The organism is uncultured Winogradskyella sp. (genome assembly GCF_963975125.1).
GTDB lineage: Bacteria > Bacteroidota > Bacteroidia > Flavobacteriales > Flavobacteriaceae > Winogradskyella.
Genome location: NZ_CAXBGB010000003.1, coordinates 63,295 through 76,046 on the forward strand (window position 1 = coordinate 63,295; position 12,752 = coordinate 76,046).

Annotated in this window: 12 protein-coding genes; 3 read left to right on the forward strand and 9 right to left on the reverse strand. The window is 31.3% G+C overall.

The features are described from left to right. Positions 1 to 54: 54 nt before the first annotated feature. Positions 55 to 534, reverse strand: a complete 480-nt coding sequence (locus AAC053_RS01085; protein ID WP_339751725.1) for a winged helix-turn-helix transcriptional regulator — start codon at positions 532 to 534, stop codon at positions 55 to 57. Between the two features lie 73 nt (positions 535 to 607). Next, the gene (locus AAC053_RS01090) at positions 608 to 1,786 is read right to left on the reverse strand and encodes a M14 family zinc carboxypeptidase (protein WP_339751727.1); all 1,179 of its coding nucleotides are present in this window, start codon (positions 1,784 to 1,786) and stop codon (positions 608 to 610) included. Between the two features lie 270 nt (positions 1,787 to 2,056). On the opposite strand from AAC053_RS01090, the gene AAC053_RS01095 reads away from it, so the two are divergent. Genes AAC053_RS01095 through AAC053_RS01105 form a run of 3 tightly spaced genes read left to right on the forward strand, consistent with a single transcriptional unit; the run spans position 2,057 to position 3,643 of the window. Next, complete coding sequence (locus AAC053_RS01095) at positions 2,057 to 2,425, forward strand: helix-turn-helix transcriptional regulator (protein WP_339751729.1); 369 nt, start codon at positions 2,057 to 2,059, stop codon at positions 2,423 to 2,425. 40 nt (positions 2,426 to 2,465) lie between these two features. Beyond that, positions 2,466 to 2,852 (forward strand): hypothetical protein, encoded by a 387-nt coding sequence (locus AAC053_RS01100; RefSeq protein ID WP_339751731.1) that lies wholly within the window; start codon positions 2,466 to 2,468, stop codon positions 2,850 to 2,852. Positions 2,853 to 2,857: 5 nt separating this feature from the next. After that, on the forward strand, positions 2,858 to 3,643 hold the full coding sequence (locus AAC053_RS01105) for a TerC family protein (RefSeq protein ID WP_339751732.1): 786 nt from the start codon (positions 2,858 to 2,860) through the stop codon (positions 3,641 to 3,643). A gap of 12 nt (positions 3,644 to 3,655) precedes the next feature. Here AAC053_RS01105 and AAC053_RS01110 read toward each other — a convergent pair whose 3' ends face one another. The 7 genes from AAC053_RS01110 to AAC053_RS01140 all read right to left on the reverse strand — a co-directional run bounded on the left by AAC053_RS01110 (position 3,656) and on the right by AAC053_RS01140 (position 12,664). Further along, a complete protein-coding gene (locus tag AAC053_RS01110; protein ID WP_339751735.1) occupies positions 3,656 to 6,331 on the reverse strand; it encodes a DNA gyrase/topoisomerase IV subunit A in 2,676 nt (891 codons plus the stop codon). A gap of 3 nt (positions 6,332 to 6,334) precedes the next feature. Continuing rightward, positions 6,335 to 6,808 (reverse strand): hypothetical protein, encoded by a 474-nt coding sequence (locus AAC053_RS01115; RefSeq protein WP_339751737.1) that lies wholly within the window; start codon positions 6,806 to 6,808, stop codon positions 6,335 to 6,337. Next, positions 6,805 to 8,664, reverse strand: coding sequence for a DNA topoisomerase IV subunit B (locus tag AAC053_RS01120; protein ID WP_339751739.1), 1,860 nt, complete (start codon positions 8,662 to 8,664; stop codon positions 6,805 to 6,807). The genes AAC053_RS01115 and AAC053_RS01120 overlap by 4 nt, the downstream gene beginning before the upstream one ends. Before the next feature lie 157 nt (positions 8,665 to 8,821). Next, on the reverse strand, positions 8,822 to 9,916 hold the full coding sequence (gene ychF, locus AAC053_RS01125) for a redox-regulated ATPase YchF (RefSeq protein WP_339751741.1): 1,095 nt from the start codon (positions 9,914 to 9,916) through the stop codon (positions 8,822 to 8,824). A gap of 223 nt (positions 9,917 to 10,139) precedes the next feature. Then, a complete protein-coding gene (locus tag AAC053_RS01130) occupies positions 10,140 to 10,343 on the reverse strand; it encodes a hypothetical protein (RefSeq protein ID WP_339751743.1) in 204 nt (67 codons plus the stop codon). A 411-nt stretch (positions 10,344 to 10,754) separates the two neighbouring features. Next, positions 10,755 to 10,934, reverse strand: coding sequence for a hypothetical protein (locus tag AAC053_RS01135; protein ID WP_339751744.1), 180 nt, complete (start codon positions 10,932 to 10,934; stop codon positions 10,755 to 10,757). 173 nt (positions 10,935 to 11,107) lie between these two features. Then, positions 11,108 to 12,664, reverse strand: a complete 1,557-nt coding sequence (locus AAC053_RS01140) for a T9SS type B sorting domain-containing protein (RefSeq protein WP_339751746.1) — start codon at positions 12,662 to 12,664, stop codon at positions 11,108 to 11,110. Positions 12,665 to 12,752: the final 88 nt, after the last annotated feature.

A 12,752-nucleotide genomic window follows, 5' to 3' on the forward strand; every position in this document is an offset into this window, starting at 1 on the left:
TAAAACCCTTAGAAATGAGCTAAGTACTTTAAATTATATAATATTGAGTTTTACCTATAGTTCATTAAAAATGGTATGCATTAATCGTTTTTTATCGTTAATACTCTCTTCTAAAGAAATCATAGTCTCAGTTCTGTAAACACCTTCTATATCATCTAGCATAAAGATAATTTCTTTTGCATGCATTGTATCCTTCGCCCTAATCTTACAAAAGATATTAAATTTACCAGTTGTAATATGAGCAACCGTTACATAAGGGATATCATTAATGCGTTCTAAAACAAATTTAGTTTGAGATGTATTCTGAAGAAAGACACCAACATAGGCTATAAAAGAATAGCCTAATTTTTTATAATCTAAAGTCAAAGATGAACCTCTAATAATCCCTGCCTCTTCCATTTTCTTAACCCGAACATGAACAGTACCTGCAGAAATTAATAATTTTTTGGCAATATCTGTAAATGGAATTCGCGTATTATCGATAAGCATATCGAGAATTTGGTGATCTACTTCGTCTAATTTAAATTTTGCCATAATTGAATATTCTTAATATAAACACAAAAATAGAAGATTTTTATTAAAAAAAATGTATTTAAATTGAATTATTTTAAGGTTTTAGTGATATTTTCTTATTATTCACTAATACGAAATCGTTTTCGTAACCAACTTTTAGTTCCAGATTTTCAATATTTCTTACTAGACCTCCTTTTGCATCAATTTCTTTATGACCATAAGATTTATCTAATTTTGAAATTGCTTCAATAAAAGGTCTAAATTCTATCCTATTTGCTTTCAATACTTCTTTATACTGAACAGCAATATCAGTAAGCTCAAAATCGCTATTAAAAACTTTAGCATTTCTTATAATGATATCATAGAAAGATTTAGAGTTTTTAGGGATTTTAAAGTAGTCTTTATAATTAGAGCCATCGACACCCTTAGAAATTATATCCAAACCTTTAATAATAGCTATAAACATAAAACGCCTTACGTCTTCTCTATTATAATCGTTCGAATAGTGACCAGCTTCATATAACAATGTTGGCACACCAAAATTTTGAAACGTATCACCTACACAATCTAAATTAAAGCCATCATTGTAACGACCGATACTGTTTGGAATCTCTTCTTGTAATAGATTATTAACTTCTGCAATCACAGCCATAGCTACCTTTCTATTAGGTGTTAATGAGCATTCTTCGTCTTGAGAAGGTGATAAAAAGGATAAAGTAGCAGAAATACCAGAATCATTTACACCAAATATAGACCGTTGTCCGTGTAGATTAAAACAATAATCTGGTTGAAAACTATTGTAAATATCACGCAGTATTTTACTTTCTGGCTGAGATAGGTCTTGTGCATCTCTATTTAAGTCAATTTCATTAGCGTTAATACGTGTATAACGCTCTGCACCATCAGGATTTAAAATAGGAATTACACATAGCGTACAAGCATTTAAAATTGAATTAGGTATAAAATTATTAGTTTCGAACAGGTTAAAACAATCAAAAAGCGCCTTTGTTGTTGTTGATTCATTGCCATGCATTTGAGACCATAATAGTATTTTAATTGGACCATGCCCAAATTTTAAATTATAAATAGGACGATCTTCTACAGAATACCCAATAATAGAAATTATAGATTTTGGAAACTTACTTAGACTTTTCTCTATCTGAAAACTTGTAAGATAACGACCAAATAATTCGGGCGTTTTAAACAAAGAATATATACTATTTAAATGCGCTAATTTCATTACATGGCTAAATTGATTTACAAATGTAATCATTTGATATTTTACAATTGTAAACAATTATTTTTAACAAAATTGTTACAATGCTATACAAGTAATACAATCTAAGACTTATTGTGATGACCTATATTGAAAATAATTCAATCAATTACAACTTATAGGTATATAACTCTATTATTCAGTTATTTAAAGAGATTAATTAAATTTAAAATTTAATTAATAAAAATATATTTACAATAAAATAGCGACTATACTTATGCGATTGTTTACATTTGTATAGTTCTTATAGTAGAATAAATGTTTACAATGATAAACTCGAGTGAATTTACAGAAAGGCTACAAAAAGTCATTGATTTTTACAACGAAACAGCATCTAGTTTTGCAGAAAAAATTGGCGTACAGCGTTCTAGTATTTCGCATATACTTTCGGGCAGAAATAAGCCAAGCTTAGATTTTGTAATGAAGATACTTCACTCCTATCCTGAAGTTGAATTATACTGGCTAATGAATGGTAAAGGAGAATTTCCAAGTCTGCCTAAAAATTCGGAATTATCAGATTCAAATCTAACGGAAACACCAAAAATTTCTAAAACAACTCTAGATCAGTTAAATTCTGAAATAGATAAAATTGTTATCTTTTATAAAGACGGCACTTTTAAAAGCTATAAACCATAATTTCATTTTCCGATTTCCTACCTTTGTCAAAAGATAAATAATGAAGCCGTTTTTGTTCCTTTTAGCGTTACTTAGTTTTGCAAGTTGTTACCAGATTGAGCGTAATTGTGAAGATTACAAAACTGGCTCTTTTGAATTTACTTACACTGTTGACGGTATTGAGAAAACAGGCAAATTCATTAGAACAGAAACTCTAAATATAGATTATTATGAAGGTAAGGTAGATTCATCTTCTGTACGCTGGATTAATGATTGCGAGTTTATTCTAAAAAGGCTAAATCCAAAACGTATGGCAGAAAAAGATGCTATACACATGAAAATACTTTCTACCAAAAATAATTCTTATACTTTTGAATATAAACTCGCAGTTAAAAAACCTAATAGACCAGTTCGTGTAGAAAAAGGCGTTGCGACAAAGATTAATTAATTTTTATGTTAGATTTTTTATTAACCTCTAATGCTATCATGGCATTGCTTACCTTAACGTTTTTAGAAATTATTCTCGGTATAGATAATATTGTCTTTATATCTATTGCTGCAAACAAACTTCCTGAACACCAGAGAAATAAAGCTACTAAAATTGGACTTATACTTGCGATGGTTCAACGTGTAATCTTGCTCTTTTTTGTATCGTTTTTAGTTGGGCTAAGTGAACCTTTCTACACCATTTCATTGAGCTGGTTAACTATTGCCATAAGCTGGCAAGCAATTATTTTATTTACTGGAGGTCTATTTTTAATTTATAAAAGCACCTCAGAAATTAGAGAAAAGGTAGAAACCCCATCTCGCGAAGAGAATGCAGTGAAATCTAAAATTATAAAATCTCTGACACAAGCAATTACACAAATTTTAATAATCGATTTTATTTTCTCTATAGATTCTATTCTTACAGCTGTAGGTATGACTAATGGCCTTCATCCAAATAACAACTACACTCTAATTTTAATGATTATTGCAGTTATAATCTCTATTGCGGTGATGATAGGTTTTGCTAATCCGATACGCAAGTTTATAGACCGAAATCCTAGTATGCAAATATTAGGCTTAGCGTTCTTAATCTTAATAGGCTTTATGCTAATAACAGAAGCTGCTCATCTCTCTGATGCTGAATTCTTTGGAAAAATAGTAGGAGCTATACCTAAGGGGTACTTGTATTTTGCTATAGCATTTTCATTATTTGTTGAGTTTCTGAATTTTAAAGCTGTAAAAAAGAAATGAGACATATGATTGCTAAAAAAGCGTCACTTGTCCTTTATCATCGATATCTAAATCCTCGTCATTTTCATCATCTATAGACAAATCAGTTTGAGGTTTTTCTTCGGAATTTTTATCTGAATCAGAATTATTAGAAACCGTTTCTTCATCTACAACTTCTAGTTCGTCTGCATGAACTTCTTCTGGTGCTTCATAAGGCAATGGATCTAATAAGTTTATTTGATTTATTTTATCTTTAGTAAGCTGATTTCCTAATGCATTAATACCTTTTACCGAAATGAATTCTTTAAGATCAACTTCCATGTTTGGTTTACGCTCTTTTCCACGTTCTTTAGTAAATTCTACATCAGCCATCGGCCTCCAATCAGTTGACACAATCTCTAATTGCGAATTAGCATGGTCCGAAACAAAAGATTCTTCTTTACCTTCTTGATCGATTAAAAAACGCTTTACATAATAACGTTCTTTTTCACCATCATAATAGATTACAGATATTGGCTTTTTAGGAATCCATTTTTCTAGTACAATCATATCACTATCAAAATGCGTAGTCAATTCTGGTATAATTGTTTTTACAATTCCAGATTGTGTTATAATTAACAAACGATCTTCCCCTCTAAATTCACCAATTAACTCACCTCTATCGTCAACATTAAGTCTATGAACTGTATCATCAAACCAAATTTTACGTGGCTTTAAAGTAGAGACACCTTTTTCCTTTAGCTCAATACGTTTAACAGCATTCTTAGTAACCTGATTACCCTTTGAAGCTCTTCCTTTAATAAGGATATCTGCAAAATCTAATTCCCATTTCAATTTTTTAATACTACCAACCTGACGCAACATTATTGTTACAACCTCAGCTTCACCATTTGGATTTGCTGAAAAATACCACAAAGCAGAGCCTTTACTACCATTGGTTAAATCGTACTCGCGATCTCTTGTTGTGCTCGTCACAGCAAAACGCTTAACATAAGACGGTCCACCTTTACCATCGCGATAAATCATATTGTAAATGGTACGCTTATCTTTCTTTTTAAATACAGCGACATGAATTATATTTTTACCAATAAAAGTTTTAGAGCCTACTTTAGTAACCATCATTTTACCTTCTTTGGTAAATACAATGATGTCATCTATATCACTGCAATCACCAACATATTCGTCGCGTTTTAATGATGTACCAACAAAACCTTCTTCTCTATTTACATAAAGTTTAGTGTTTCTAATCACAACTTTAGTGGCATCTACATCATCAAAGACTCTAATTTCGGTTTTACGCTCTTTTCCTTCTCCATATTCCTTTTTTAGTCTTTCAAAGTAAGCAATAGCATAATCAATAAGATTTGCTAAATGATGCTTTACTTCTGCTATTTGATCTTCTATAGCATCAATTTTTTGTTGTGCTTTATCAATATCAAATTTAGAAATACGTTTAATTCTAATCTCTGTTAAACGTGTAATATCTTCAATAGTAATCGTGCGTTTTAAATGCTTAACATGAGGCTGAAGCCCTTTATCTATTGCATTAATAACACCATCCCAAGTTTCTTCTTCTTCAATATCGCGATAGATTCTTTTCTCTATAAAAATCCTTTCAAGTGAAGCAAAATGCCATTGTTCTTCAAACTCACTAAGTTTTATTTCTAATTCACTTTTTAAAAGCTGAACTGTATTGTCTGTAGAACGACGCAGCATTTCTGTAACACCAACAAAATAAGGCTTGTTATCTTCAATAACACAACCCAAAGGTGAAATAGAAGTTTCGCAACTTGTAAATGCATAAAGCGCATCAATAGTCTTGTCTGGTGATAAACCAGAAGGCAAATGAATTAAAATTTCTACCTTGGCAGCTGTATTATCTTCAATCTTTTTAATCTTAATTTTACCTTTGTCATTGGCTTTTAAGATAGAATCTATCAATGATGTTGTTGTTGTAGCAAATGGGATTTCAGTAATAACTAAACTATTTTTATCGCGTTGCGAAATTTTTGCTCTTACACGTACTTTTCCACCACGTAAACCATCATTATAATTGGTGAAATCTGCAATACCTGCAGTTGGGAAATCTGGTAATATTGCAAAACGTTTACCATTAAGATGTTTTACTGACGCGTCAATAAGTTCTATAAAATTATGAGGCAAAATTTTTGTTGATAAACCTACAGCAATTCCCTCTCCTCCTTGTGCTAAAAGCAGAGGAAACATTACTGGTAAATTTATTGGCTCTTTTCGTCTGCCATCATAAGACGCTTGCCATTCAGTAATTTTTGGGTTATAAACAACATCTAAAGCAAACTTAGATAATCTCGCTTCAATATAACGCGATGCTGCTGCTCTATCTCCTGTCAAAATATTCCCCCAATTCCCTTGTGTGTCAATCAACAAATCTTTCTGACCTATTTGAACCATTGCATCTGCTATACTCGCATCACCATGTGGATGGTATTGCATAGTATGACCAACAATGTTCGCTACCTTATTATAGCGACCATCATCTAAATCTTTCATAGAATGCATTATACGACGCTGCACTGGTTTAAAGCCATCTTCAATTGCAGGCACAGCACGCTCTAAGATTACATAAGAGGCGTAATCTAAAAACCAATCTTTATACATTCCGGTAACCTTAGTTATTGTCTCTTGGTTACCGTTGTCTTCATTTAACAACTCATCATGTTCTTCTGACATCTACTATCCTTGTTTACGCTTTCTATTTTCTTTAACTATTTTATTTAAAGATTGCTTTACAAACTTTAACTTCTTCTGTTTTAAAAGCGTTACGTTAAAGCGCTCTTTCTTTATATCTCCTTCATAATTCTTAATCAATACGACTAGAGATTTATAAATAATAAAATTTTCAACTTTATAATTGACGAGCTGATTCCTTGCAAACTCGAGTTGGTTCTGCCTATAATTTAAATATACAGTTAAAACTAAACCTTTATTTAAAATCATCACTTTATAAGCATCACTATCATATTCAAAATAACCAGCAATAAAATGAAATATAACTAGTAATAAAAAAAGTCCTGAAAACACAAATAAAGAGCTATCTACAAATATTTCTAAATATTTAAAAACTACAACAATTAAAATGGCTAAGACTATCAATACAAGGTAGATAGAAATAACCGTGTTCTTTACTTTTCTGTTGTCAGTTCTCATATTGCGTCTTCAACAATATCAAGTTCAACCTTAAGATTATTAATAATAAACTCCTGACGTGTAGGCGTGTTTTTTCCCATATAAAAAGATAACAACTCTTCAATAGACATGTCCTTATCTAACATTACAGGATCTAAACGAATATCTTCGCCTATAAAATGCACAAACTCATCTGGCGAAATTTCACCTAACCCTTTAAATCGAGTGATCTCTGGATTAGATTTTAATTTTTCCATTGCGTCTCTTCTTTCTTGTGCTGTATAGCAATAAATAGTTTCCTTTTTATTACGTACTCTAAATAATGGTGTTTGCAAAATGTATAAATGCCCTTCTTTTATCACTTCTGGAAAGAATTGTAAGAAGAATGTAATAAGCAGCAACCTAATATGCATACCATCGACATCTGCATCAGTAGCAATTACTACGTTGTTATAACGCAAGTCTTCTAGCGACTCTTCAATATTTAAAGCGGCTTGTAACAGATTGAATTCTTCATTTTCATAAACAATTTTTTTGCTTAGTCCATAACAGTTCAAAGGTTTACCTTTTAAACTAAAAACGGCTTGCGTATTGACGTCTCGTGACTTTGTGATACTACCAGATGCCGAATCGCCCTCAGTGATAAACAAAGTAGTTTCCAAATTACGTTCATTTTTTGTATCACCAAAATGCACACGACAATCGCGTAATTTCTTATTATGAAGACTGGCTTTCTTTGCTCTATCTTTCGCTAACTTTCTAATTCCAGATAATTCTTTTCGCTCACGTTCTGCTTGAAGAATTTTTCTTTGGATTTTCTCTGCTGTATCAGGATTCTTGTGTAAAAAATTATCTAATTGGGTTTTTACAAAATCATTAATATACGTTCTAACAGTTGGCAATTTACCTCCCATATCTGTAGAACCTAATTTGGTTTTTGTCTGACTTTCAAAAACAGGCTCCATCACTTTTATAGCAATTGCAGTAACAATTGATTTCCTTACATCTGATGCTTCGTAGGTCTTACCATAATACTCTCTAATGGTTTTAACTATAGACTCTCTGTAAGCTGCTAAATGTGTTCCGCCTTGCGTAGTGTTTTGTCCATTTACAAACGAATGGTATTCTTCACTATATTGAGTTTTACTATGTGTTAAGGCTATTTCAATATCATCACCTTTGAGATGAATGATAGGATAAAGCATATCAGATTCATTAATATTTTCAGATAGTAAATCTTTTAGACCATTTTCACTAAAATATTTTTCGCCATTAAAAACAATTGTTAATCCAGGATTTAGATATACGTAGTTTTTAAGCATTTTAACTATATACTCGTTTCTGTACTTGTATTTTTTGAAAATAATTTCGTCTGGAACAAAAGACACCTTAGTTCCTTTTCTCCGAGAGGTATCGTCTAATAGGTCTTGATTAGTGAGGTTTCCTCGTTCAAACTCTGCAGATGCAGATTTTCCATCTCTTGTAGATTCTATTCTAAAAAAAGACGATAATGCGTTTACAGCTTTAGTGCCAACACCATTTAATCCAACAGATTTTTTAAAAGCTTTAGAATCGTACTTACCACCAGTATTCATCTTAGAAACCACATCAACAACTTTACCTAATGGAATACCACGACCATAATCTCTAACGATAACACGTTCGCCTTGTACAGAGATTTCAATTGTCTTACCAGCTCCCATCACATACTCATCGATAGAATTATCTAAAACTTCTTTTAAAAGAATGTATATACCATCGTCTGGCGAAGAACCGTCACCTAACTTTCCGATATACATACCAGGTCGCATTCGGATGTGTTCTTTCCAATCGAGTGAGCGTATGTTATCTTCGGTATAATTAGACTGTTCTGACATAAAAATTAGGACAAAATTTTTGATGAAACGCTAATATAAGACTATAGCGTAAAAAATGAAATATGGTTTACGTAAAGTAATTAACAATAAAAAGCCAATGTTGTTGAGAACATTGGCTTAAAATATTTATGTGGTTTTATATCGTTATAAAATAGACCTACACATTAAACAAAAAATGCATCACATCTCCATCCTTAACAATGTAATTTTTCCCTTCTACGCGCATTTTACCAGCTTCTTTTACTTTAGCTTCACTTCCAAATTCTACGTAATCAGCATAAGCAATAACTTCTGCTCTAATAAAACCTTTTTCGAAATCAGTATGAATGACTCCTGCAGCTTGTGGTCCTGTAGCACCAACATTAACTGTCCATGCTCTAACTTCTTTAACTCCTGCTGTGAAATAAGTTTGCTGATTTAATAACTTATATGCAGAACGAATTAACTTCGCTGAACCTGGTTCATCTAAACCAATATCTGCTAGAAACATTTGGCGCTCTTCATAATCATCTAATTCGTTAATATCTGCTTCTGTACCTACTGCTAAAACTAAAACCTCAGCATCTTCATCTTTTACAGCGTCTCGTACTTTTTCTACGTAGTCATTACCAGTTGTTGCAGCACCTTCATCAACGTTACACACATACATTACTGGCTTGTCTGTAATAAACTGAGACGGCTTTACGTAGTCTGCATAATCTTCTTCTGAAAATTCTAACGCTCTAACCGAAATACCAGCTTCTAGGTTTTCTTTTATTTTATTTAGCACACCTTCTTCTTTCTGTGCTTCTTTATTACCAGTTTTTGCCGCACGCTTTACTTTATCTAATTTCTTTTCTGCAGTTTCTAAATCTTTAAGCTGCAATTCCATATCAATGGTTTCTTTGTCTCTTAAAGGATTAATATTACCATCGACGTGAATAATATTATCATTATCAAAACAACGCAATACATGTAGAATGGCATCAGTTTCTCTAATGTTGGCTAAGAACTGGTTTCCTAAACCCTCACCTTTACTAGCTCCTTTTACTAAACCTGCAATATCTACGATTTCTACTGTAGCTGGCAATACGCGTTCTGGATTTACCAATTCTTCTAACTTCTGCAATCTTGGATCTGGCACGTTTACCACACCAATATTTGGCTCAATCGTACAAAACGGAAAGTTGGCGCTTTGCGCTTTAGCATTAGATAAACAGTTAAATAAGGTTGACTTTCCTACGTTTGGTAATCCTACAATTCCGGCTTTCATGTAATATTATTTTTGCGAGTGCAAATGTAGTTAATTAGTGGAATAGTTTTTATTAAAAGTTTTTGAAATAATTGATAGGGAAATTTATACTACGCTTAACTGTCTCGTACAACAGTCCGTTACGTATTAATATGTAGTTTATCACTGACTTTAGCAATTCGAATTGTTTCGGACATAGTCTAATCCACTCGAATTGTGGTTATACATTATTGTAAACTGATTTTTACTTTTTTTCTGGTTTATATACATCACGGGAAATCCTCCACTTGTTTTTTTCTTTTTTCCAAACCAATAAACAATCACCTTTACTTCTAGGTGTACCATCGCTATTAAAAAACTCAACGTATGCATCCTCGATTATGATATTTCCATTCCCCCATAAATTAATTATTCTGAATTTAATTCCGGTTATACTATCTCGTGTCATATCGTTTAATTCTTTCACAATATTATCTCTGCCAGAATAAGCACCTATTATTTTTGTGTCTAATGTGTAAATGTCTCCAACTGCAATTGAATCTCCAATTTTTAATGCATCTTCAAATTCTTTGCTTCTTTGTTCAACAATTTTTGTTGCAACTTCTAAATCAAAATTACCATTAATATTATTCTGAATTGAAATTTCTTCTGCGCTTTCAGGATTATTTACGCATGAAATAGTAGATAATATTATGCGGAAATAAGAATTATTTTACCTTTCATATTGTGTTTATTTTGCGTGTTTCTTATATTTTTTACAACTTTAATGATATGAGTCCGTTTCAACGACTTATATCAGCCATTAAGGAAAGTTAGCTTTTTTTAAAGACAAAATCAATACGTAGAGTTACGTAATTTACTATTTAGATTCATCGCTTTTTTCGCTATCCTTTTTTGTCTGCATAGCATTACCAAGACCAGCACCTATAGCAATACCAATACTTAACCATAATGCAATATTATCTGTTGCTACTCCTATTACTGTGCCAAAAGCAATTCCTAGTGCAATACCTTTAGCTAGATTCTTTTCTTTATTCATTTTATATTAATGTGTATATTACTTTAATTAGTAGTATTTAATGAAGATTCGTTACAAAATAATAAATACCAAGCCAAAGGCTTTGCTTTTCTATATAATTTTAGATTTTTTTAATAGCTTAAGAGTATCCTAAAGATGGAATACTTCAGTCAAAAAAAAATGATTACTAAAAATTATAACCTCAAGCTAAAATGACCGTTAAGAGACTCTCCAGTTTTTAAATTTATTTTATACCAATAGTCACTATTAGGCAGGCTTCCATTATACATTCCATTCCATCCATTAGAAGTAGGCGAAAGTGTTTTTAATAGTTTACCATAACGATTAAATATATAGATTACTTCAATTACACTATTTGGATCAATAACTTTCCATAAATCATTATTATTATCACCATTTGGGGTGAAAAACTTAGGAATATAAAGTTTATTTATTTCTAAAACTGTTACATCTATACTTTTTTCTAAACATCCATTAACATCAATAACATAAATAGTATGAGAACCTTGAGATACATTAAAGAAAAATGGTTCTTCTTGGTAATTATCATTCGTGTCTATGCTATAGAGGAAGTTCTCAGGCTGGTTCAAATTAACTTGAATTTGATTATTTACCATAACAATGTTGTTAAGAGTTAAACTATAATCGAAGTCTACAGGGCAACATGAAGGCACACAATCCTCTTCTGAAGTTATAAAATTGACATTAGCACCTATATTAGTCCAATTGGTTTCGCTATAAGTAACATCATCAACAAAAACACATTCTACTAACGGGCAATTGGCTAAATTAAAAGCGTCTGAAATTAGAGTATTGTTTTCGTTTCTAATATCAAGAGAACATAGTTTTGCGTTGTCATTACCAACTACTCTTTCTAAATCTAGATTAAAGCTTAGATCAATATTTTCTAATTGTGTGTTTCCGAAACGTATTTCCCATAATTTGGGATTTTGCGATAAATCAAGTTCCGAAACAGGATTACTATCCATAAAAAGTATATACAATAATTCGTTATTACTAAGGTCAATACTTTCAAAATTATTATCGCTTAATAATAGTGTCTCTAAAAGAATATTTTGAGACAAATCTATTTCTGATAATTCTGCTTCTGCTGCGGAGAGAGAAAATAAAAACTCTCCATTGGTGACATTTAATACATCAAGCGGATTACTACTTACATTCAGAAATTCCATTGAGCTATTTTCGGGAAGTGTGAAAGAAGTAATATTATTTATAAAACATGAAAGACTTAAAATATTTAAATTGTTTTCAATACTTAAAGAATTTAATTGATTAAAATTTAAAAGAAGGAGAGTTAAATCTGTATTGTTGGAAACGTCTATCTGAGTTAGTTGGTTTTGGTCTAAATTTAAAACTTCAAGTTGAAGATTGTTTGAAACATTTATACTTGTTAATTCATTTCTATTTATAGCTACAATTTTTAGATTAATGTTGCCAGATAAATCAACAGAAGTTAAATTATTATCATCAGCATTAAGACTAATTAAACCAACAAAGTCTTCAATACCTGTTAAGTCAGTTATTCCTTTATTACCAACACCTAGTATATCTATATTCTCAATATTTGCAGTTGGCACCAAATTGTTTAACGGTCCCGAATCGTAGCCTAGATCAATCAGCGCCTGTTCAAAATTATCATCAGGTATAATTGTGTTTTGACTATTAACTGATATATAACAAAAACAAATTAGCAATAGAGAAAGTTTCAAGTTTTGATTTTTAATCAACATTAAATAAATTTTTAGAGGTCAGTAGTTAGTTACTTATGATTTGCGTTTGATACATTTTATCAGATTC